Here is a 23,029-nt window from a genome sequence, read left to right on the forward strand (position 1 = left end):
TGTCATCCTTCCTGAAAATAGATACTGAATTCTTCTAATTCCTGCTTACATGTAATATCATTTGCAAATAACGGTACATATACCAGCCGCTGCTTTTCAAATGTCTTTTCTATCATGTCGAGGTATTGCTTTTCGTGTTCTCTTCTTTTAATGATGAAATCACCATCAGCATCCTCAGGCAATACTTTATTTACAATTAATGATTTCACATGCAGGTGGTATTTATCAAGTAATTGAATCGCCTTATTCGTTTCCAGAATAGGAAGTCGTTCCGGATTTAACACAAATACAAAGCTTGTCTTATGTGGATCCAATAAAATCTCTCTTGCCTTCGCAAAACGTTCCTGCCGTTCTTTTAAAACATCATAAATTGGATCCTCTATCGGCTCCCCGTCATTTAAAAGCTGTGTATAATTTTCGTTTGTTTTCCTGCGTTTTTCCAATAACCCTTCAATCCAAACACCCATTAATTCTGGTAATGTCAACAGCCGAATGGTATGTCCCGTCGGTGCTGTATCAAAAACGATCGTATCAAAATGATCCCGTTCTTCTAATATGACTGAAATGAGTTTATCAAATAATGCCGCTTCATCAGCACCAGGTGACATTTTAGCCGTATCTAATTGCCGGTGAACCTCATTGATCATGCCAGAATGTACAACACCTTTAATATTTTCCTTGACTCCGCTTATGTAATTGGCTGTTTCAATCTCGGGGTCTATTTCTAACGCTGAGAGATATTTTGATAGATTTGTTATCTTTCCACCAATTCTTTGGTTAAAAATATCTCCTAAGTTATGTGCCGGATCGGTTGAGACAAGTAATGTGCGATGGCCATTAATCGATTGTTCCCAGGCAATGGCTGCAGAGGCTGTTGATTTACCAACTCCACCTTTTCCACCTACGAAAACGATTTTGTTTGTCAATTCCTGCATCATTTAAGCTCCTTTCATGAATTTAGCAGCATCTGATTCCTGTCATTGGTGATTTGTCCATTCCCATACGCAGGTGCCAGTCATGGAATTTTTCAATCATGTAAGGATATAGCTCTAATGTGTAATAGTAAACTGGGTTTGGGATACCAATCATTTCCGAATAAAGCAATAATAAAAATAAATCATCCTCATCCCTTAGTTTTCTGGCAATTTCCTGACGGTGTGGCATGTTCAGAACTTCTTCGTAAAATTGTACAAGTGTTTTCAACTTATCTAGCAAAATCTCACCTCCGCCTAATCATCAGATGATGTATGAAAGGGATCACTGAAAAAATGATCCCTTTGTGTGGAAACATATCTATTTCACTTCGATATTTTTATCCAACTTACTAGTCAATGCAGTGAAAGCAGTCAGAATGATCCAGACTGCAAACACAAAGATGATCGCGCCGAATACGAATAAAAGCGTATTGGAATTTGAACCGAACCATGACCATTCAAACAATACTTGCTGAAACATGGCATAAAGTGTCATAAACATTAAGAAAATCATTGGTATCAAGACAACTGCATAATTTCTGCCCAACCGTTTAAGCCAAATTGCAATCAGCAGTAAACTGATTCCTGCCAACAGTTGATTGGCGGTACCAAATAATGGCCAAAGCAGATACCCACCTGAACCAAAGCCTTTTGGGCCTTGTGGCAATAATACAAGAGCAGCACTAGATACTACCGCAACAGTTGTAGCCACATGTGGTTTTGCCAAAACTGGCATCTTATACTCAACACCCAGCTCAGCGATAATGTAGCGCATAAGTCTTACAGATGTATCCAATGTAGTTGCTGCAAAACTTACGATAATAACGGACACAAGTGTGGCAGCAACATCAGGTGGAATAAGTAAACCCGTTGCCAGCTTGCTTGCCCCCTCAACAAACACATTTAATCCGGCCCCGCCAGCAGCAGCAAAACTACTATATGTTGCTAAAAATTCATCCGCACTTCCGAAAAATGTAACAGCTGCAATAATCGCAATTAATGCCAATGCACCTTCACCAACTGCACCTAAATAACCAACAAATCGTGCATCTGTTTCTTTATTTAATTGTTTTGAAGAAGTTCCCGATGAAACAAGTCCATGGAATCCTGATATCGCACCACATGCAATTGTAATGAACAACAGCGGGAACCATGAAATGTCGGTATCCAAATTAGTCACAGGAGCAGTAATCTCAGGGTTGGTGAATAATAATCCCAAATATAGAATTCCTAATCCAACAACAAGCTGATGTGAATTGATAAAATCACGCGGCTGCAACAATTTCCATACAGGTAATGTTGAGGCAATATACACGTACACCATTAATATAATGATCCAAATGAAAAATGCTGTTGAAACAGCACCCAAGCCAAATAACCCTGCACCATTTTCTCCACCCATGTATTGAACCAAATCAATTTGCAGAAAATCAACTTTACTTGCTATTACCGCTGTCAAATACATAACAGCTAATGCAATCAATGATGGGATAAGCATATTCTGTTTCCGTTTATAGACGGCAAATCCAATCCATACTGCTAACGGAATTTGAATAAATACTGGTACTACACTAGCTGGGAATGAAACAAATAGATTTGCAATAACCCAAGCAAACACGGCATTCACCATCAACACTAGAATAAGAATAATGAATAAAAACAAAATCTTAGCCCGCTGTCCAATTAACTTATTAGCAAGCGTTCCAACAGACTGCCCTTTATTGCGAACGGATAATACAAGCGTACCAAAATCATGTACACCAGCAGCAAAGACTGTTCCTAGAACCACCCATATAAACGCAGGCAGCCAACCCCAATAAACAGCTATTGCAGGTCCAACAATCGGCGCTGCCCCCGCAACTGATGTAAAATGGTGACCCCACAATACAAACCGATTCGTTGGGACAAAATCAACGCCGTCTTTATACTGGTGTGCTGGTGTAACATAGTTGGGATCCAATCGAAATATTTTCTCTGCAACAAATTTTGAATAATATCGATAACCCAAAGCAAAAACCAGCATTCCGATTATTGCAAGCAATATACCATTCATCACTCTACCTCCCCTAAATTTAGTTAGGACTTACCCTATTAAAGGCTATGTGATGTAGTTTTGATTTAGTACAACTTATTTTTGGGATTAGGACTCACGTGGTTTTATATATTCTGGCTTTTCTGCCGATATTCCGGCTCTCCTCACGATATTCTGGCTTTTCTGCCGATGTTCCTGTTCTTCATAATAAAATAAAGAGCCGCACCTTTTGAGTGCAGCTCTCTGCCTAGTATTCTCTACCCATACCACGCAAAAATTTCAGCAGCATGGTCACGCTTCGATTAATCTCTGGGTCTTTTAATGCCTTTATCAGACTCATATAAGATGTTTTCCCGGTACCATCTGACTGCTTTGCTTCTTCCATGCCCCTATTTAGCTTTTCGGTAAAATATTGAAGTTCATCCATTTCCAACTGACCGAGATACATAAATAATTTACTTAAATTTTCAAGGGTTTCGGAATATTGCGGTTTATTTAATTCTTGCATGACGTTTTCCAGTGCATCCTCTTTATGCTTTACAAATGCATTCATCATATCGAGTGTGCCATTTCTATTTATTGTTGCGAGTAAATCGATCCCTTTTAAAATTGCATCTTTATTTTCACTTAATGCCTCCGAAACTACCCTAAGATTTTGTTCGTAAACAACCTCTTTTGGGACTTCCTTCCGTTTAATTTTTGTAATTGGATTAGCCATTATGCTTCACCTTGCTTCCTGGAAAAGTATATTCATCTCGCTTCCATTTCCGCTCAACATTTACCCCGATTTGCGATTGCGGATTTCCGCGCCGGTGATTGGTTGGCGGCAATGGGCTTTTTCCTTTTTTCTTTAAAACCTCCATTTTAACAGCAATCTCTTTGTATGCAGGTGTGTTGCTATCCTTATCTACTCGATTATCCGTTAAATAATTTACGGCTGTTTTCCCATTATCATTTAATGGCAGATACAGTTCTTTGCCACTAACACGGTCTGTAATGTGAACGATCCCAGTTACATAACCAGCTTTTGAGGTTAATCGGATCTCTGCACCTTCCTGTATTCCGCGTTCATCAGCTAATTCTGGCGAAACCTCAATAAATGCTTGTGGTGTTTTTCTTGAAATACCAGGGGACTTATATGTCATGTTCCCTTCATGAAAATGTTCCAGTAATCTGCCGTTGTTTACATGTAAATCGTATTCTTCACTCGTATCATATGGCAGTTCAAAATCTAACGGATAAAGTTTTGCCTTGTTGTCGGCGAAAGGAAACCCATCGACATATAACAATGGTGAATCCGTTCCATCAGCTGCTACCGGCCATTGCAAACTGTTATAATTTGTCAACAGTTCATATTTTACTCCAGCAAATAATGGAGCCAGACTAGCCGATTCCGCCATAATTTCGGATGGATGCAGGTAATTCCAGTCATAACCCATTTCATTTGCAATTTCCATTATAATTTTCCAATCGGCTTTTGATTCTCCGACTGGATCGAGTGCTTGATACAATCGCTGAATACGGCGCTCCGTGTTTGTAAATGTTCCTTCCTTTTCCAGACTTGGAACTGCTGGTAAAATAACATCAGCATATTCTGCGGTTTTTGTTAAAAATAAATCCTGCACAACGAAAAAATCAAGTTTCTCAAATGCAGCAGTTACATAGTTAATATTCGAATCAACTACCCCAGTATCTTCTCCCAAAACATATAATGACCGCAATTCACCATCATGAATTGCGTGCATCATTTCATGGTTATCCTTACCGGGGTCAGTTGGCAATTCCTTCTTCCACGCCTTCTTATAGCGATTTCGTGCTGCATCATCTGAAACTTTCTCATATCCGGGTAAAAAATCAGGCATGCTTCCAAAGTCACTGCATCCTTGAACATTGTTATGACCTCGCAATGGATATGCTCCTGTACCATTTCGCATGTAATTACCAGTTATGAGCAAAAGATTCGAAATTGCTGTACTTGTATCACTGCCGAGCTGGTGCTGTGTAACACCCATTGCCCAGCAAATGGCTAATTTATCTGCAGCAACAATCTCTTTTGCAATTTCCTTTAACGTTTTTTGTGGGATACCGGTTAATTTTTCCGCATAATCCATTGTAAATTTAGCTAAACTTTCTTTATAAGCAGCAAAGTCATTAACCCATTTAGTAATAAATTCGCGTTTTTCCCAGCCTTGATCGATAATGTATTTGGAAATTGCTTGGAGCCATACAAGATCTGTTCCGCTTTTCGGCTGCAAAAATCGATCAGCCCGCTGTGCCATTTCATGCTTTCTTAAATCGAACACGAATAGTTTTTGGCCAAACAGCTTTTGTGAACGCTTAATTCTGGAGGCTAAAACCGGGTGTGATTCTGCCGTATTCGATCCAATTGTAATCACCAGCTCTGCCTCAGCAATATCATCAATAGAACCGGAATCACCACCATGACCAACCGTGCGGAAAAGACCTTTTGTTGCCGGCGCCTGACAATATCGTGAACAATTATCTATATTATTCGTACCAATTACCTGCCGGGCAAGCTTTTGCATTAAATATGATTCTTCGTTTGTTGCTTTTGACGAGGATATAAATCCAAGTGCATCCGGACCGTGCTCAGCTTTTATTTCATCAAAACGTTTTGCTACGTAAGCAAGCGCCTCATCCCATTCCACTTCAGTAAAATGGCCATCTTTACGAATTAGCGGTTTGGTAATTCGTTCTTCAGAATTCACGTAATCCCAACCGAATTTCCCTTTAATACAAGAAGAAATTCCATTTGCAGGTGAATCTTTCTGGGGTTCTACCTTTAAAATTTTGCGGTCTTTTGTCCAAACGTCAAACGTACACCCCACACCACAATAGGTGCAAACTGTTTTCGTTTTTTCAATTCTTTCCTCGCGCATCGCAGCCTCTGTATCAGAAATTGCAAACAAAGGACCGTATCCAGGTTCAGCTTTTTTTGTTAAATCAATCATTGAACGCAATAATCCTGGCTTATGATCTGTCATAAATCCGGCCTCACCGACCATAGAAGTCTCCATTAACGCATTACAAGGACAAACCGTAACACACTGACCACAGCTTACACAGGATGATTGGTCAATCGGCACATCACCATCCCATACGACACGTGGCTGCTCCCGTTCCCAGTCGATCAGCAGCGTTTCATTAACCTGTACGTCCTGACACACTTCTACACAACGTCCGCAAAGAATGCATTGATCTGGGTCATAACGGTAAAAGGATCCTGAATTATCAGCCTCATACTGCTTTGGTTTAAATGGTCTAGATTGGTGTTCTAATCCAAATTCAGCTACTGTATTATGTATTTCGCATGTTCCATTGTTATAATCACAGACCGTGCAATATAATTCATGATTTTCTAAAATAGTATCTAGCGCTTCTTTTTGTGCCTCATAAGCTGTATCAATTGTTGTATTCACTTCTATACTGGAATTGACTGTAGTACCGCACGCCCGCACGATCTCACCGTTCACTTCAACCATACACGTATCACAAGTCTGCACCGGTCCAAGGGATTCGTTATAGCAGATTTGCGGTACAAATTCTTCCGTTGTATTTATTAAGTTAAGTAAATTTTGCCCCGGGTCAGCTAAATATTCTTCACCATTAATAATTACGATGATATGTTCCTGCAATTTCTTCTCCTCCCTATCTATATTTTCAGCTAAAAACGCTTTCAGGTATATACAATTATCAATTACCCTAGCTGCCACCATATAAAACCATGTATATTCACAGCCATCCATAAATATTTATAGTTTGTTAGTAATTAAAGTAAATGTTGATGCTTATTAAGCCTGAAGTTTCAATAAATGCGACGAAAGTGCTACTTGTGGTTTGGCATCATGTCTAGCCGCATTTCGTACTTGCAGCCAAAAGAACAAAAGCGGAAGCGACCGATGCGATAGTTTAGTTATCCACAGCATTCTAATTTTATAGTTTCCCAGAAACAAAAAAAGACATTCCCTTATATATGAGAATATCTTTTTAACATATCATTAATATAATTTTCCCTGCCGATAAAGAATCGTTGACAGCTTCATCACTGCATAGATAAAGCAATTTTGTCTCAGTGGGAATGGATCACCGAAGAACTGTGGCAATACCGTATCAAATGTATGCTTCATCTTTGCAAATTGACGCTTGAATATTTCATCCTCACTTAGAAATTGTGTATCTCTCCCTTGCAGCCATTCGAAATAAGAAACGATAACCCCGCCAGCATTTGCCAAGATATCGGGAATTATTATGACACCGTTATCACTCAGAAATTTATCCGCTTCTGCTGTGACCGGTGCATTCGCTCCCTCAACGATAATTCGCGCTTTAATGTCCTGCATATTCTCTTTATGAATTTGATCCTCTAATGCTGCTAAAACAAGAACATTAACATCTAAATCGAGAACATCATCGCGATTCATTATTGTTGCTTTAACATCGGCATGTGCAAGTTCGTCTTCACTCGTTGGAAGATCTCCGTTATTTTTTTCTGTATATGCCACAAGTCCAGGTATATCGAGACCGTCAGAATTGTATAAAGTAACATGGCGATCACTGACGGCAATAACTTTATTATTCAAATATTTGCAGTGATAGGCTTCCAATGCGGCAACGGATCCAACATTGCCGAACCCCTGTATCGCTATTGTTAATGACTTATCAGCATGGTTTAGTGCCGTTTTAGCAAAAATATTATCACGTTCTTCAAGCCACTTACGCTGATCTTTTAAAAAGTCATGAAGCATGTACCGGAATGTATAATATACCCCTTTTCCAGTTGCTTCGCGTCTTCCAAGTGAACCCCCGTTCTCAACACTTTTACCGGTAAAACTTCCACGATATCTCATACCGGGATGAATACTTTTGAATTCCGCCATCATCCAGTCCATTTCCCTTGCACCAGTACCGACATCTGGGGCTGGAATGTCTTTATCTGTACCAATAACATCACTGAAATACTGCACATATTTTGTACAAATCAGATGCAATTCCTTCATGCTGTATTCACGCGGATTGATCACTACCCCGCCTTTTCCGCCACCAAATGGTACATCATGCAGCGCATTTTTTAATGTCATCAATGAAGCGAGGTTAATTATTTCATCCTCATTTACAGATTCATGAAAACGAATTCCCCCCTTATACGGACCCATCGTATCATTATGCTGAACCCGAAATGCAGGAATCCGAACAACTTTACCATTCTCCAATGCAATTCGCAAGAAAGATTTATTAACATGATTTGGTGTTGAAAGGATGGAAACCAATGATGTAAATGCTTTATTTCTCGTTTCATCCTGCAAATCTGGTAAAAATGTCTGATCATCAAATAGTGCATTCAATGATTCCTGTACAATAGTACTTGTATTGCTTGCCATAAACGACAACCTCCATTAGTTAGAAAATATTGTATATTTTAAGTTTAACAAAAGATTAGTCGAGAACCAAACAAATATCATGCTATAGCTGCGGCAAGCTTAACGTTACAAATCTGAGATCCTTCATAAACGTCCAGGTTAAAAAATTAATATCGCCAATAATGTAGACGCGATTAGCCCTACAATTACCGGAATAAAGTTTTTCCGAACGAGATCCATTACTGAAACTCCACAGAAACCAGCTATTGCGATTAACGACGACCAGGCGACAATCGTACCCCCACCAGTCCAAATCGCTCCCATTTGACCAATAGCCGCTAATGTACCCGAATCGATTCCAGCATTGTCTAACGACGCTGCAAGTGCACCAGTGAGTGGAAGCCCTGAAAAACCGGAGCCATCCAAACCAGTAATGATTCCAATGATTAACACACTAAACGCAGCTAATAAAGCACTTTGCGGTAAAAATTCCTGTGTTGATTGTACAAGGTCAAACAATAATGCCGGAGGATCCTCAACACCTAAAATACTGCCGGCAAAATCTCCGCTGCCTAAGAAGAAGAACCCCGCAATCGGAATTACTGGACCCATTGCCTTAAAAGCAAATACAAATCCATCTGTAATATGGTTGCTAATGTAATCCAGTGCATGCTGTCTGCCAAATGCAACAGTTGATAAGAGCAACAGGATAACAGCTACCCCACCGACAAATGCTGCTCCATCACCGCCCTCAAATCCACTCATTCTGCCGGATACTAATTTCGTATACATCATATAAACGACTACCGCAACTAATGCTATCGGTACCAAAATAGCAAAAAGTTTACTCCATCTTTTTAAGTGAATAGCATGCGGTTTGTTGGTAGATTGTGTTTCCGTCTGCAAAGCTTTCAGATCCTTTTCGATTAACGGACTATCCTTGGGCCGAATTGTTTTTCGGTACAACAAATACGCAATTAAGATCGCTATACCACCTGTAATTAATGACAGCACTAATGCTTGATCCGCTACTATCCCCACATCAATCCCTGCCGATTTTGCTGAAAGACTCGGCGCAACCTGCACGATATAATCAGATGATAACGCCATACCTTGCCCCGCGAGTGCAATTGCAACAGCAGCCGTCATTGCTGGTAATCCAGCTCGAACTGCTGCAGGTACTAGCAATGCACAAATCAATGGTACTGCTGGTGTCGGCCAGAAGAATAAGGAAATAATATATGTTATTCCGATTAGTACGAAAAAGGATACGTGTCCATTGACCATCATTTTTTGGATTGGCTGAATCATCCTTCGATCTGCTCCAAGGTCTCTTAATGAATGGAGCAAAGCCATCATGAAGGTAATGATGAGAAAAATACTGAAAAGCTCTTTAGCAGCTACAAGGTTCGCGTTAAAAATGGCTGTGAACCCTTCTATCACGCTTCCGTTGTACACCCAGGCAATGACAAACGTACCAAGTAATGTTGGAAGTACAACACCTTTTCTGAAAATCATAGTTAAAATAATAACTAGCGTAAATAACCCATATAACCAATGTGATATCGTTAGCTCCACATTAACCTTCCTTTCTTTCCTACGTGTGCTATAGCCTATGCACATTGGTGAAAGTGGGTGAGAAAAAACAGGTATTTTTTACTATGCAGTTTTGCTGCTTATCCATCCGAATTCTGTCCAAGGGTCGATATTCACGCTCTACCGTTATATTCCGGTTCTCCTCTACTGCAATTCGCTTCTCCATAAAAAAAACGAATAAACACGTTACCTGTGCTTATCCGTTTCCTTATTTTCCGCACATTCATTGCAATGCAGTACACCATCCAATTGTACACCGTCAAAAAATCCATTTTCACAGTATACATGTTTACCACATGACTGGCATTCTCCGATCAATTCCCGCATTCGAATCACCCCTATTTTTCAGTATACAAGAACTAAGAACGTAAGCGCAAGCGCCCGTTTAGCGACGTGTGGACTGCACCTCGCCATGCGGGGTGGTTCGGCGTTGCCGCGCAAAGCGGCGGTTTTAGCCGAACATTCCTTCGCAGGAGATAAAGGAAACACGATAAGCTAAAGCGTCGATGTTGACCTTATCGTACGGTAGGAATCGGTCAGTCCATCACGGCTTTAGCGCTGGAGCTGGACTCGGCTTACCATGTCACTAGCTGAACAGCACTAAATTTTATATTTCCTTTACTAATTAAAAAAGGTAACCTCCACCAATGCGGAAGCTACCCTATTATGTGAGCGGTATTTTAACTATTATGCTGCATTCAATAATGTTCTAGGCTGTTTATTAAACAAAAAGCTTACAGCAATCGTACAGATTATAAACGACGGTGCCATGTAGGACAGATTATATACGAAAGAATAAATCCAGACAGACTGCCCTGGTGGTGCATACTCCGCAAAAAACGCAATCCCCGCTGTGTAATGTGCGATGAAACGTAATGAGGAACCAATGAGCACACCTAGCATAATATATGCAGTACTTGCTTTAGCTCTTCCATCCTTTATAGCTTGCTGGACTGGTTTCTGGAATACACCAGCAAACCCTAAAACTGTAAACGCGAGCCCATATTCGATAAATCCTTGTAACGGTGTATATATACTTGCCGGGCCAATTGCAACTTGCAGTATTCCCCACAGCAATCCAGACAACAATCCACCCTTTAATCCCCAGCGAAACGCTATAATAAAAATTGGGATCATGGCAAATGAGACAGAACCACCCTGTGCCCATATTTTAAAGGATAAGAATGGTATAATATCTAATAAATAAGCAAATGCAGCGAAAATTGCAACCTCAATCAAAAACAATGTACGTTTAGATCTCATAATTTCTACCTCCCCTGCTAACAGACTTGTAATCTGCTAACGCGAATAATTTGCACACAAAAAAAGCAATGTCAAAGGGGAAGCTTCCTGATAGGGAATCCGCTCACATTGCTTTTTATTCCATCAAAAAAGCTACCATCCCTACGCTAGTATTAACTAACAGGTTCAAAGGGTAAGAACTTCAATTGTTCACTCTCAGCCAATAGGCTCCCCCTGTAGACTTTTCATTTTATGCTTTTTTCATTAATTGCATTATAACGTACCTGTTATTCAATGGCAACGCTAAAATGCTTTTATTAAAGGGATAAAAATTCTTCAACATCATTTACGCACAGTTGGATTGCATTCTCCCAGAAATCAGCCTTCGTTAAATCGACTCCCAGATGTTTTTCAGCTAATTCTTCCACCGTCATACGTCCAGTATCGCGTAATAATGCAATATAGCTATCTTCAAAGCTATCATCCTGCTCAAGTGCGTGTGCATAGATGCCCAAGCTAAATAAATACCCAAAAGTATACGGGAAATTGTAGAAAGGAACACCAGTAATATGGAAATGAAGCTTCGATGCCCAAAAGTTTGGATCATAATCACGGACCGCATCACAATATGCCTCTTTTTGCGCTTCAACCATCAGATCATTTAATCGATCAACGGATACCTGCCCCAGTTTACGCTCTTCGTAAAACCTTTGTTCAAAAAGAAACCGTGCATGGATATTCATAAAAAATGCGACACTGCGCTGAATTTTATCTTCCAATACATTTAATTTCTCCTCTTTCGTTTGAGCCTTTTTTACTGAAGCATCCGCTACAATCATCTCAGCAAATGTTGATGCAGTTTCCGCTACATTCATAGCATATCCTTGATTTAACCCATTTACATTGTTCATTACATGCTGATGATATGCATGACCCAGTTCATGGGCTAATGTGGCAATATTAGATGACGTTCCAGAATACGTCATAAAAATCCGTGTCTGTTCACTATCCGGAAAGCTGGTGCAAAATCCCCCTGGACGTTTTCCAGCACGGTCTTCTGCCTCAATCCATCTGTTTTCAAAAGCCATTTGGGCAAAATCAGCCATTTTCGGACTAAATTTACGGAAATTATCCACAATAAAATCAGCACCTTCCGTATAGCTCGACTTCTTTACAGAGTGTGTTAAAGGTGCTCCGATATCGTACATACTTAATTTTTCCAGCCCCAAGACATTTGCTTTTTTCTGCAAAAATGCAACGAATGGCTGTTTATTTGCAGAAATTGCATTCCACATCGCATCCAATGTTTCCTTTTTCATACGATTTATTGCTAATGGTTCTTGTAGTACCTGATCCCAGTTACGGTGTTTATACGTTTGCAGGCGAAATCCAGCTAAATGATTCAGCGTTTGTCCAAATAAATTCGCATTGTCTGACCACGCTTTTCCTAATTGTTCAAAAACGTGCTTGCGTACAGAACGATCAGGACTGGTCAATTTATTTGATGCTTGACCAACTGAATACGATTTGACATCACCATTTTCTTCAATGTTAACGCTCATATTTCCTACAATTGTATCGTACATCTGACTCCATGCATGATATCCATCAATAGCAAGGTCATTCATTAAAACTTCCTGATCTGCGGATAGCCTTTCCTTAGCTTTTTCCCTGTTTTCATTCAGAACATAGGATACATCCTTTAAATTGGGGAGATTAAGCATATCTTCCCATGTCGTATCGTCAAATGAAACAAACTTTTGTTCTAAATTCGTTTTTACTGCATCCATTTCTGCTTTTAATTCACTTCTTTTTCCAACAAGTAGACTTGCCTTTTCGTCTTTAACATTCTGTGCACTTAGGCAGCTGATAAATGCAGATGTCTCGCGCAAATTTTTCATTGTACGTTCAAGCTGTTCAACAATATGTTCTAATTTACTAGCTTCTGCAGCTCCATTTGCCGGAATAAAGTTATCCACGTTTTCAGAAAGATTATTCACCTCATGTTCTACCGTTTCAATGTATGTATGAAAGTCTTCTGATTCACTGCCACCTGGAAAAATAACATCTAAATCCCATGTTGGCTCATACGTTTTTAACATCCAATCTCTCCCTTTGAATATTTCTTACTTATCCTATTATACCGATAAGTGTGAATATTTTCATTGCAATCGGCTTATTTTTTTGAAAATGCTTCCCATTTTGATAGTGAGAACATAAAAGGGACTGAGACATAACTAAAAAGTTAGCTAAAAAAGGAACGATTACAGGATGGAATGTATGGAACGTTACCTTTTCAACAGTAGGATCTTAATACGCAGTTGACGTAAAATGCGACGTAATATTCTCGGGTCGCCGTCCGGAATCGCTCCGGGCTGGTGAAGTGTATGATAAGATATCAACTCTAGTTAGTGGTATTATTATAACACTTGTATCACAGATGTTTTGCTTAATAATTCCCTTTATTTATGTAAAACAAAGTATCACGTAAATATGCATATGCACTTACTAGCAGCCCGTATACACGGAGACTCCTGTGGGAGATGAGGCATCGGTGAGACCCCGGAGTGCGTCAGCGCTTCGGAGGCTCATCAGCCGCCCACGGAAAGCGTAGTGTATACGGGCTGCGGTACCAAAGGGTATCCAAAATGAAGCGAAATCACCACAAGTATTTACGTCGCAGTTTACAGACAATTCATAGTAAAATGATGAATACCCAAAAAGAATAATCCGAACTAATATAAGAATTCATAGTTCGGATTTCTCTTTGACTAAAATACTTTTGTCCCAGCCCCGTTATCCCTAACGAATTGTTGCCCCTGTATTCGGATGTGCATAAATTTGCACCTTACCAAAATCACGTGTTTGAATCACATATACATTTGATTGTGGACTTCCTAAAATGTCATAGGTGAGACCTGAAAACTTAGCCGGGTTTAAATATCCCTTTTCATTTCCAATTACTGGCGCAACCTTGAGTGGGTAAACACGCCACGACTTAGCAGTACCTGGTAAATGCAGTTTTTTTGGTTTCTCTACATTTTTACCACCATGATCTTCAAGGTCATACGTATAGTCATTAAAATCACAAAATGCTTTCACTACTGCTTCAGCATACTTCCTCCAATTTTCCTTTAGCTGCCGCTTATCATCCTGCCGTGAATCTGCAAATCCATATTCAATTATGGTTGTAGTAACACTGCCTGTTTCCCGGTTCATAAAGTAGTAATCTCGCTTTGTTTCCCCTCGAAGTGTTCTAGTAAACACCCTTCGTACATTTTGATCAGCTTTTCTTAACTCCGAGGCAATTTTTTCAGCCATTTCCTTACCGCCAAAAATGGAATGAATGACCTCAGCGCCATCGCCTCCACCAGAATTAATATGATTAGAATGGCAATACCTTGCACCACTTTCCCGAACCAATTTCGTACGTTGATCAGGACTGAGCGTTTGATCCATTTTTCTTGTTATTGCCACAGGAACACCCAATTGTTTATATCGTTCATATTGGTAGAGAGATATAGTTAGATTCATATTTTTTTCAATCCATTGATTGTTTGAACCACCCCCTGGATCCCGCCCGCCATGACCGGGATCAATAATTAAAATTGGCTTCACTTAGATTTCCCTCCTTTTTGTTTTGTAAGCCCGTTTATCTGCAATAATTCTCGCTGTTTCGCTCCTGTCTTCGTTACATAATTGTTTTTAAACCAAGCAATTACCGCCGTGATGATTGTAATAAGTGAAGCCGCAAATTGTTCAACCACTTCACTATCAATTGGCAACGGTGATTTTCCATAAATTACAAGAACCTGGTTAACTAGTGCAAAAAGAAGTGCTGCTGTTCGAATAATGGTACCTTTATCCAATACCCCCACCTCCTAAACTATTCTATATATTATTATTTTCACTTCCCTACATTGTTGGAACGGCTTTATAACTGTATAGGCATCTATTTCAGGTTGGGGAAATGCTCTACTAAAACTATCGAATAATTTGGCACAGATAGTGGCATGAGATGTAGACAAGCACAAAAAAACAACCCTGTCATAATGTGCTGACAGGATTGTTACATTAACGCCGCGGGGTCCTTTTGATTGGCAGAATTCCATTTGTAATGCTGGATACGATCGTATTGAATAGAAGTACACCGAAAATGACAACAATAATTGCAGTAAAAAATTGTATAACAATACTTAGCACTTCATTAGAGGTAAAACTAATTAAAAATCGAACACCATAAAATAGGATAGTTCCTCCAATTCCCGTAACGAAGATAAATGTTAAGAGCACCCCAAGCGTTTGCATAAACGTTAACTTCTTCCATATTTCTTTATGCTTAAATGCGATATAGATAATATATGCAAATAAAATAATTCCAATTAATATTGCACGATTCATAATTATAAATTCTCCTTAGTTAAGGGTTTTCCTTCTTCTACAGCTTTTTTTAGCAATTGCTGCATATAACCGATTCCCTTGCATTGCAATAGCGGGAATGACCGAGGCATCGAATCATCAAAGCTTTCATTAATAACGATTTTGTATTTTTTGCCGGTCAAAACAATTAATTCATCAAATTGTGCGAGTCCTTTTTCCTTTACCTGCTCACGTAAATGATCATAGGAGATAATTTCTTTGTTCTTTTGATTAAATGTAACATCATAATTGCGGTCCACAATATCCTCTTTGAACAAAAACCCGTGCTTTGCTGACAAAACTACCCACTGATCTGTAAACATTTCTGCATAATTCTGACACAGTCTATGGAACGTTCCTATGTATGCTTCGCCCGCTGGTACCGGACCCAATTCTGGCTGTTTGTCCCAAATTTTTTTAATCCCGCATGGAATAACACTTAGCTGTTTCACATACAAAACCTCAACTTCCATTGTACTATCTATCATTATAGCATTTCTGCCTTTTTCTTTGTAGCACAATTGTTTATAAGAGAATGAATTAGGGAAAGGAAAAAAATAATAAAATCATTACAAAAGATTACTTGACAACATTAATTTATGAATATATACTTAGTTACATAAAGTAAGTATATTGATTAATAATTACATTTGGAGGGATTTACGTATGGGAAAATCAAAATGGAACGTTGATGCTGCACATAGTTCTTTGGAATTTGTAGTCAAGCATATGATGATGTCTAAAGCTAAAGGAGTATTTAGCGATTTTGAAGCCGTAATCGAGGCAGATCCAGAAAATCTTGAAGGGGCAACAGTTGAATTTACGGTTGACGCAAACAGTATTGATACACGTAATGAAGCGCGTGATAACCATTTGCGTTCTGCTGATTTCTTTGATGTGGAAAATCATCCTAACTTAACGTTTAAAGCGACAACGATCACCAAAAAGTCTGATAGTAATTATGATGTAACAGGTGATTTTACCATTCGCGATACTACAAAACCAGTTACATTTAATGTAACATTGGAAGGATTGCACAAAGACCCTATGAGCGGAAATCAGGTTGCAGGATTTAGTGGAACTGGAAAAATCAGCCGCAAGGAATTCGGTCTAACATGGAACGCTGCTCTTGAAACAGGTGGCGTACTCGTTGGTGACGAGGTTAAAATTAATATTGAAATTGAAGCACATAAAGAAGCATAATTTAGTGTAATCACTGAAAAATATATCTATTAAAAATGCCAGAGTTAGATTGGATAGAGAACAGTACGTCTTTATCCATCTACCCTGGCATTTTAATTTAAAATAAATCTAAAATTTAGCGCGTTAGTATTATTTCCTATTTGGCTCATTATGCTCTTTTTTTCATCAGCCACAAAAAGTATGGAGCACCTATAATTGCTACCAATATCCCTGATGGAATTTCATTAGGTGCAAGCAAGGTTCTGCTTAATAAATCAGCCAGAACTAAAAGTGCTCCACCAATTAAAATCGTAACAGGCAGCAATCGTTGGTTAGATGGTCCAACCAAAAGCCTTGCTAAATGTGGTGCAATTAAGCCGACAAAACCAATCGCACCAACTGCGGCAACACTAAATGCAGCAAGTAACGTTGCCAGAAATGCTAATTGAAACCTGGAAGCCATAACTTTTAGCCCTAGTCCTTTTGCTGTGTCATCACCCAATGATAGTGTATCTAGCACCCGCATTCGCACAAGCAATATCGGAAATAGAATCACTACCGGCCAAATTAAATAGTTTAAAAGCTCTGTCCATCCTTTTGCATACGTGGTTCCAGATAACCAGGTTAATGCAGATGTGACATTAAGATCAGCACTAACTACGAGTATCTGAATAATTGCTGATCCAAACGCTGAAACACCAATACCTAACAATGCTAAAATGGTAGGCTGGAACTCTGCCCGAATGGCCAATACCATTACAAAAATAAAGAAAACCATAGCCCCAACCATTGCACCTGCAGGGATCCACACTGCAGACACTCCAAAAACGAGCATGGTTAATAGCGCCCCTACACCAGCACCAGAAGTTATACCAATTACGGACGGGTCAGCTAATGGATTTCGCAATACGCCTTGAAAAATTAATCCGCTGACCGCTAAAACCATTCCACTTAACAGCGCAACTAGCGACCGAGGCAAACGTAAATCAATAATTAAATTTTTCATAAATTCATTGGAATCACCAAACAGCGCCTGAAGCATTACCATTGGTTCAAACCCATAATTTCCTGAAGCAAGACTGACAAACATCGTTACTGCAATCAACCCAATCAGAGCTGGGACGATTATCTTCAGGGGCATTCCAGCTGAAGCCTTTCCAGCCATAACGGCTGCATTTTCTTCTCCATATGATGCTTTTTTCATGCGCAAAACCAGCCAAATAAGCCATGGTGCACCAATTAATGCTGTAATTGCACCTACTGGTAATTCTGAAAAAGATGGATCGATAATTCTTGCCAGTATATCTGCAAATAATAACACATTGGCTCCCCAAATAAACGAAGCTGTAACAAGCGGCAAATGCTTCCGATAACCGATAAGTTTAATGATATGCGGTGCTACAAGTCCGACAAAGCCAATAGGTCCAACAACAGCGACAGTAACAGATGTTAACATTACCGCAGCTGTAATGGAGATAAATTTTACTATGTTAACATTTTGGCCCAGGGCAACAGCTACGTCATCCCCTAATGACAGTGTATCTAATCTAAATGACAGTGTGAGAAGCACTAAAAGTCCGACAGTGATAAATGGCCAGGAAAAGATTACACCGCTCCAGTCATTCTGCACAAGTGTCCCAGATCCCCATAAAAATAAACCCGCTGTCTCATTTTCATAAAAAATTTGCAATACACTTGTTAACGATGAAAATAAGAAAGTAACAATCATACCTGCCAATACCATTCGGACTGGTGTTGCACGATTTCCGCCAGACAGTAAAAAGACGATTAAAAATGTAATGATGCCTCCAATAAATGCTACTATTATGCCATTTCCAAAGAGTGCTGCCGGAAAAAATACCGTACTAAACACAACGGCAAAATATGTCCCGGAATGTATGCCAAGTGTACTTGCTGAAGATAGCGGATTTTTCGTTACTGTTTGCAATATCACACCAGCAACAGCTAATGCCCCGCCAGCAAGAATTCCCATTAGCGCTCTTGGCATACGCAAGACTCGTACCGTATGATGTGCCAACGTGTCCTGGGGAGCAAAAATGGCTTCCAAAATAGTAGTAGTGGGAATCTGGACACTCCCCTGATTAATATGTATAAAGGATAAGATGCACAAAAGTGCGGCCCCCCCTCCAAAGGTAAGAACCGCAACGATTGATTTTCGGAATGCACTGCTCATATCATCACTCTTTTACCATTGCGTCAACAAATTGTTTTGCTAATACTTTCGCTGACAATACACCACCAAATGTCCATGTATCCCCTGGAAGCTGATGAGTATTGCCTGCTTTTACAAAACTTAAATTCTCCCAAACCGGGTTTCCTTTAAGCTCATTTTCAAAGATATTATTTTCCTCTTGAACAATATATAGAAATTGCAAATTTTCATTTTGGAAATGTTGAAGTGCTTCAACAGTTACTTCACTAAATCCATATTTTTCAAATTTATCTGGCTGAAAAGCGTTCTTAAATCCTAATTCATTCATAATTTGCGAAACAATTGAATTATCGGTAAACAATCGAATTATCGGTGTATTTTGTGACGTATATGCTTGCGTGACAACATATTCAGAACCTTCAAGTCCGGCTTCTGTAACACGTTGTTTCTGTTCTTTCATATAGCTGTCCAAATCTTCCAATGCAAGCTGTGCTTCCGCTTCTTTATCAACTATTTTAGCCAGTTTTTTAAAATCGTTTATCACATTTTGATAATGATCCTTTGATTCCTTATCACTATAAGGATCAAACGTAACAGTTGGCGCAATATCTTTCAAACTATCTAAAATTTGTTCGTGACTATTTTTAAATGCAATAATCAGATCAGGATTTAATCGTGAAATTGCTTCCAGGTTCGGTTCTTGACGTGTCCCAACATCCTCAACACTTTCCGCAAATTCTTTATCAACGTTAACCCATTTATTATAGCCATCTATATCCGCTACTCCTGCAGGCTGAATCCCCAATGCAAGTAGATTTTCCGCGTACGCCCATTCCAAAACAACGATTTTTTTCGGTGTCCCTTTAATGGTTTGTTCTCCCATTGCATCTTCAATCGTAACCTCCCGTTTTTTATCCGATGAGTTGGAATCATTCTTTGTATCCTTTGCTTCCTCGCCACTGCCGCATGCAGCCAAAAGCAGCAGACAAACAATAAGTGCAAATAAACCATATTTCTTCATGCTTAGCTCCTCCTTTTATATTTTGTTTTTGGAATCATCAATTAAATTATTAAATTTTAACGATGTTTACGTAATGCATAGGATGTCATATGTAGTCAAGAATCGTTCAATTGTTTAAGCTGATACATACAGTGCTTTCATTACCTATCTTAAACAAAAAAATTCTAATTGAAAAAGATTCTCATTTTCAATTAGAATTTTATCGTAATGTCATTATACTGTCAACAAATATTTGGGCTATTTAGTTTGCGGTGGTCATTTTTACAAATTTATTTTCATATTGACGCTTTTTCTTTGTATTATTTCCAGCATCAAAAAAGGATATAACATCTGCTAATGCATTTTCTAACAGCTCTGGATCATTAGTTTTTTCAAGCTGTTCTATTGCGTTTTCATAGTTTTTTCCAGCAAGATGTTTATCAGCCTTCTCCTTGTGTTCCAAGCAATAAGCATATTGCATGTAAATCATTCCAAGTTTCCTTCTTGATGTAACTTTAAGTTGATTATAAATCGTTATTGCCTTTTTATAATATGGGATGGCACTATCTAATTTCGATTGGTCGAAATAGTAAAAGGCCATTTCCGTTAAGGTCTCTGCATGAATCAGCGTATTTGTTAACGTGGAATCGTTCAGCAGTTTAAGCGCTTGTTCCAAATATGGGAAAGCTTTCTCATTGTCATTATTGCTTCCATATAATTTAGCAAGACTGACATAGCTGTTTATTTTCATTTCAGGATAATCCCCTGCAAGATCAATCGCTTTTTCCAGGTATTCAACAGCCTCTGCTTTAGCATTTTTTTCAGTGTAAAGCATTCCTATTTTAAAATGCAGGTAAAGTATCATATATTTGTCGCGTTTATCATCATTCTGAAAATACGTTAAACCTTGTTTATAATACTTAATAGCTCGTACTAACTTTTCCAGTTTTTCTTCAATTTCACCTAATACCAAATATCCCCGAGCAAGCTTAATTCGATCAGATTCGTTTACCGCTTCCATCTGTTTAACTGCTGTGGACATGATTCTCCGCGCCAGCTTGTAATCGCACATAAATGCCAGTTCACCAAGCATTACTAACTCACTAGTTTTTATTGGATCTGTTTCCCCATACAATTGCTGGATTATTTCGGCCGATGCTTTATATTCTTCGATCTCAGCATGACTAATTGCTTCCATAAGCAGCAATACTTTTATCAACTCTTTGTTATCGTTATATTTGTCTCTAAATTGGGCAGATTTGGACAGTACATTAGGATAATGGCCACGTTTAAACTCCTCCAATAACATTGCCAAGTCATGTTTATTTGCCTCATCAGAAACCTTTTCCACCTGTTCGTTAAAATTGAAAATATCCATGTTTTCCATATTACAGTCCCCCAGTATTTTCCTATTATTGCATCGTGTATTCATTTTATATCCATTTAAAAAATAATGCTAACCTTTCTTTCATTTTAACCAATTACCATCATTTGCACTGCATTTTTTACGAAAGTTCAAGAAATAATCATAATATCTTGCTGCATAAAAAGAAATTAAAGAATTTAAAACCACCTCTGCTGATTATATAGAACAGTGGTGGTCGAGTTTATCCTAAGGAAATTGTATAGTGTTGTGAATCAACATTAATTTATTTGGAACTAAATAAATAGATTTTAAAATCCATTCACAGTTCACATGAGACTATTCCCCGCTTATATCTTCAGAAGAATAAATCTTAACATACATCCTACCATTCATTGATTTTGCACGTATCAGCACTGGCTGATGGTATTTATTTTTAAATGCAAAGTCAGGACCAAACCAGCTAACTGTTGCATCACGGCCGGGAGGAACATATGGAACTTTTCTGCTATGGGAGTATCTTTCCACAACCTCCAGTCCTGCTAAATCTACAGCATTATACAATGTGGATGAAACCTGACATATGCCGCCACCGATATCCTCTGCTAATTCTCCTTTAACAATGACTGGTGCACGCTTGTACCCCTTTTCCTTTGTACGCTTTCCAACAACCTTGTTAAAAGAAAATGTCTCCCCTGGAAAAACCACATAATTATTAATTGCTTCTGAAGCTAAGTCTATATTATGCGAACGCTCCTTATTACTTTGTTTAAAGTAAGTAACATAATTCCCAATTTCGTTGACCCGAATGCTTGCCAATAGCTCACTATCAACGCGAGGATAGATTGCCTTCGTTGGAACGTTAACCTTTTGGGGTTGACCATAATAGAAATATTTGCGAAATTGCAGATTTAACTTATCCCTATCCAGTGTCCTGCCAGGCTTTTCAGATACAATTTCACCCGCATCGTCCAATCTTGCATCAATGGGCTTTTGATAGATTTTCTGTTCTAACTTATCAAGTAAAAATTGGATCTTATCCTCGTCAATGAAGGGATCACTTAAAAACGGCAGCGTATAGTAATCACGGGTCACGGTGATGATCTGTTTCCCTTCACTCATTACGGCAAAATCATGTGGAACCATATTCGGCGGAACAATAAAAAACATTATGGAAAGAAAAAGTGATGTCATAATGATTGATAACCTCCTGTACTTAGTATTAAACAAAGAGGTAAAATCATGTAAAAAACCAAGGTTTCCCTTGGCCGACATTTAAATAATATAAACTGCAAATACGATCAGTGATAATACAATTGTTATCGTATAAATTATTAATAATAACGGAACATTCGATTTTAGAGAACTTGTTTCATATTCATGTGATCGTCTTAACTGGTCCTCTATACTATCTCCCTCTTCTTCATATTTCTTAAGCTTTCTTTCCTCCTGCTTGAATGCAACTATTGTCCCCGCTAGTGCAGCAATAAATATAATAATTAATAAAATCAGCAGCCCAGGACTCATGAAAATCACTCCTATCGTACTCTTAACTATAACCTCTTACCACTATCATCGTATGAATTGAAGAAAATTGCTACCAGGAAAAACATAAATTTTTGACAATTTTATGTCCAAAAAAAACCACCTATTGCCATTCATCGCAAAAG

General features: G+C 38.8%; 20 protein-coding genes and 1 riboswitch. Of the genes, 1 reads left to right on the forward strand and 19 read right to left on the reverse strand.

Annotation, left to right across the window (positions count from 1 at the left end):
- Positions 1 to 2: 2 nt before the first annotated feature.
- The 14 genes from IEV74_RS06730 to IEV74_RS06795 all read right to left on the reverse strand — a co-directional run bounded on the left by IEV74_RS06730 (position 3) and on the right by IEV74_RS06795 (position 16,093).
- A complete protein-coding gene (locus IEV74_RS06730; protein WP_188454591.1) occupies positions 3 to 935 on the reverse strand; it encodes an ArsA family ATPase in 933 nt (310 codons plus the stop codon).
- Positions 936 to 957: 22 nt separating this feature from the next.
- The gene (locus IEV74_RS06735; RefSeq protein WP_188454592.1) at positions 958 to 1,215 is read right to left on the reverse strand and encodes a cory-CC-star protein; all 258 of its coding nucleotides are present in this window, start codon (positions 1,213 to 1,215) and stop codon (positions 958 to 960) included.
- A gap of 78 nt (positions 1,216 to 1,293) precedes the next feature.
- Complete coding sequence (locus IEV74_RS06740) at positions 1,294 to 3,027, reverse strand: carbon starvation CstA family protein (protein WP_188454593.1); 1,734 nt, start codon at positions 3,025 to 3,027, stop codon at positions 1,294 to 1,296.
- A gap of 226 nt (positions 3,028 to 3,253) precedes the next feature.
- Positions 3,254 to 3,724 carry a helical membrane plugin domain-containing protein gene (locus IEV74_RS06745; protein WP_188454594.1) on the reverse strand — a complete coding sequence of 157 codons (471 nt, stop codon included), beginning with the start codon at positions 3,722 to 3,724 and terminating at the stop codon, positions 3,254 to 3,256.
- Positions 3,717 to 6,662 (reverse strand): formate dehydrogenase subunit alpha, encoded by a 2,946-nt coding sequence (gene fdhF, locus IEV74_RS06750; protein WP_188454595.1) that lies wholly within the window; start codon positions 6,660 to 6,662, stop codon positions 3,717 to 3,719. The genes IEV74_RS06745 and fdhF overlap by 8 nt, the downstream gene beginning before the upstream one ends.
- 363 nt (positions 6,663 to 7,025) lie before the next feature.
- Positions 7,026 to 8,405, reverse strand: coding sequence for a Glu/Leu/Phe/Val family dehydrogenase (locus IEV74_RS06755; RefSeq protein WP_188454596.1), 1,380 nt, complete (start codon positions 8,403 to 8,405; stop codon positions 7,026 to 7,028).
- Positions 8,406 to 8,543: 138 nt separating this feature from the next.
- Positions 8,544 to 9,962, reverse strand: a complete 1,419-nt coding sequence (locus IEV74_RS06760; protein WP_188454597.1) for a hypothetical protein — start codon at positions 9,960 to 9,962, stop codon at positions 8,544 to 8,546.
- A 204-nt stretch (positions 9,963 to 10,166) separates the two neighbouring features.
- Positions 10,167 to 10,307, reverse strand: a complete 141-nt coding sequence (locus IEV74_RS06765) for a hypothetical protein (protein WP_188454598.1) — start codon at positions 10,305 to 10,307, stop codon at positions 10,167 to 10,169.
- Between the two features lie 360 nt (positions 10,308 to 10,667).
- A complete protein-coding gene (gene thiT / locus IEV74_RS06770) occupies positions 10,668 to 11,243 on the reverse strand; it encodes an energy-coupled thiamine transporter ThiT (RefSeq protein WP_188454599.1) in 576 nt (191 codons plus the stop codon).
- A 120-nt stretch (positions 11,244 to 11,363) separates the two neighbouring features.
- Positions 11,364 to 11,467, reverse strand: a riboswitch (TPP riboswitch).
- A 72-nt stretch (positions 11,468 to 11,539) separates the two neighbouring features.
- The gene (locus IEV74_RS06775; RefSeq protein ID WP_188454600.1) at positions 11,540 to 13,324 is read right to left on the reverse strand and encodes a M3 family oligoendopeptidase; all 1,785 of its coding nucleotides are present in this window, start codon (positions 13,322 to 13,324) and stop codon (positions 11,540 to 11,542) included.
- 700 nt (positions 13,325 to 14,024) lie between these two features.
- Positions 14,025 to 14,840, reverse strand: coding sequence for an N-acetylmuramoyl-L-alanine amidase (locus IEV74_RS06780; RefSeq protein ID WP_188454601.1), 816 nt, complete (start codon positions 14,838 to 14,840; stop codon positions 14,025 to 14,027).
- On the reverse strand, positions 14,837 to 15,091 hold the full coding sequence (locus IEV74_RS06785) for a phage holin (RefSeq protein ID WP_373284310.1): 255 nt from the start codon (positions 15,089 to 15,091) through the stop codon (positions 14,837 to 14,839). Before IEV74_RS06785 ends, IEV74_RS06780 begins: the two co-directional genes overlap by 4 nt.
- 205 nt (positions 15,092 to 15,296) lie before the next feature.
- Positions 15,297 to 15,623, reverse strand: a complete 327-nt coding sequence (locus IEV74_RS06790) for a hypothetical protein (RefSeq protein WP_188454603.1) — start codon at positions 15,621 to 15,623, stop codon at positions 15,297 to 15,299.
- 2 nt (positions 15,624 to 15,625) lie between these two features.
- Positions 15,626 to 16,093, reverse strand: a complete 468-nt coding sequence (locus IEV74_RS06795; protein WP_188454637.1) for a DUF6884 domain-containing protein — start codon at positions 16,091 to 16,093, stop codon at positions 15,626 to 15,628.
- A gap of 214 nt (positions 16,094 to 16,307) precedes the next feature.
- Between IEV74_RS06795 and IEV74_RS06800 the strand changes: the two genes are divergently transcribed.
- Positions 16,308 to 16,844: a YceI family protein gene (locus IEV74_RS06800; RefSeq protein WP_188454604.1), complete on the forward strand. Its 537-nt coding sequence runs from the start codon at positions 16,308 to 16,310 to the stop codon at positions 16,842 to 16,844.
- A gap of 148 nt (positions 16,845 to 16,992) precedes the next feature.
- Here the strand turns inward: IEV74_RS06800 and IEV74_RS06805 are convergent, their stop codons facing one another.
- The 5 genes from IEV74_RS06805 to IEV74_RS06825 all read right to left on the reverse strand — a co-directional run bounded on the left by IEV74_RS06805 (position 16,993) and on the right by IEV74_RS06825 (position 22,886).
- On the reverse strand, positions 16,993 to 19,017 hold the full coding sequence (locus tag IEV74_RS06805) for an iron ABC transporter permease (protein WP_188454605.1): 2,025 nt from the start codon (positions 19,015 to 19,017) through the stop codon (positions 16,993 to 16,995).
- Between the two features lie 4 nt (positions 19,018 to 19,021).
- Positions 19,022 to 20,017, reverse strand: a complete 996-nt coding sequence (locus IEV74_RS06810) for an ABC transporter substrate-binding protein (protein WP_188454606.1) — start codon at positions 20,015 to 20,017, stop codon at positions 19,022 to 19,024.
- Between the two features lie 241 nt (positions 20,018 to 20,258).
- The gene (locus IEV74_RS06815; protein WP_188454607.1) at positions 20,259 to 21,383 is read right to left on the reverse strand and encodes a tetratricopeptide repeat protein; all 1,125 of its coding nucleotides are present in this window, start codon (positions 21,381 to 21,383) and stop codon (positions 20,259 to 20,261) included.
- 315 nt (positions 21,384 to 21,698) lie between these two features.
- Entirely contained in the window at positions 21,699 to 22,553 is an 855-nt protein-coding gene (locus IEV74_RS06820) for a VanW family protein (RefSeq protein WP_188454608.1), read from the reverse strand.
- Between the two features lie 81 nt (positions 22,554 to 22,634).
- Entirely contained in the window at positions 22,635 to 22,886 is a 252-nt protein-coding gene (locus tag IEV74_RS06825) for a hypothetical protein (RefSeq protein WP_188454609.1), read from the reverse strand.
- Between the last annotated feature and the right edge of the window lie 143 nt (positions 22,887 to 23,029).

The organism is Virgibacillus oceani, assembly GCF_014638995.1.
GTDB lineage: Bacteria > Bacillota > Bacilli > Bacillales > Amphibacillaceae > Virgibacillus_E > Virgibacillus_E oceani.

What these genes read in the sequence shown, in the direction of transcription:
- IEV74_RS06825 (WP_188454609.1), bottom strand. Translation starts at nt 22,886, where the DNA reads ATGAGTCCTGGGCTGCTGATTTTATTAATTATTATATTTATTGCTGCA.
- thiT (WP_188454599.1), bottom strand. Translation starts at nt 11,243, where the DNA reads ATGAGATCTAAACGTACATTGTTTTTGATTGAGGTTGCAATTTTCGCT.
- IEV74_RS06820 (WP_188454608.1), bottom strand. Translation starts at nt 22,553, where the DNA reads ATGACATCACTTTTTCTTTCCATAATGTTTTTTATTGTTCCGCCGAAT.
- IEV74_RS06765 (WP_188454598.1), bottom strand. Translation starts at nt 10,307, where the DNA reads ATGCGGGAATTGATCGGAGAATGCCAGTCATGTGGTAAACATGTATAC.
- IEV74_RS06755 (WP_188454596.1), bottom strand. Translation starts at nt 8,405, where the DNA reads ATGGCAAGCAATACAAGTACTATTGTACAGGAATCATTGAATGCACTA.
- IEV74_RS06815 (WP_188454607.1), bottom strand. Translation starts at nt 21,383, where the DNA reads ATGGAAAACATGGATATTTTCAATTTTAACGAACAGGTGGAAAAGGTT.
- IEV74_RS06805 (WP_188454605.1), bottom strand. Translation starts at nt 19,017, where the DNA reads ATGAGCAGTGCATTCCGAAAATCAATCGTTGCGGTTCTTACCTTTGGA.
- IEV74_RS06790 (WP_188454603.1), bottom strand. Translation starts at nt 15,623, where the DNA reads ATGAATCGTGCAATATTAATTGGAATTATTTTATTTGCATATATTATC.
- IEV74_RS06730 (WP_188454591.1), bottom strand. Translation starts at nt 935, where the DNA reads ATGCAGGAATTGACAAACAAAATCGTTTTCGTAGGTGGAAAAGGTGGA.
- IEV74_RS06810 (WP_188454606.1), bottom strand. Translation starts at nt 20,017, where the DNA reads ATGAAGAAATATGGTTTATTTGCACTTATTGTTTGTCTGCTGCTTTTG.
- IEV74_RS06745 (WP_188454594.1), bottom strand. Translation starts at nt 3,724, where the DNA reads ATGGCTAATCCAATTACAAAAATTAAACGGAAGGAAGTCCCAAAAGAG.
- IEV74_RS06740 (WP_188454593.1), bottom strand. Translation starts at nt 3,027, where the DNA reads ATGAATGGTATATTGCTTGCAATAATCGGAATGCTGGTTTTTGCTTTG.
- IEV74_RS06775 (WP_188454600.1), bottom strand. Translation starts at nt 13,324, where the DNA reads ATGTTAAAAACGTATGAGCCAACATGGGATTTAGATGTTATTTTTCCA.
- IEV74_RS06800 (WP_188454604.1), top strand. Translation starts at nt 16,308, where the DNA reads ATGGGAAAATCAAAATGGAACGTTGATGCTGCACATAGTTCTTTGGAA.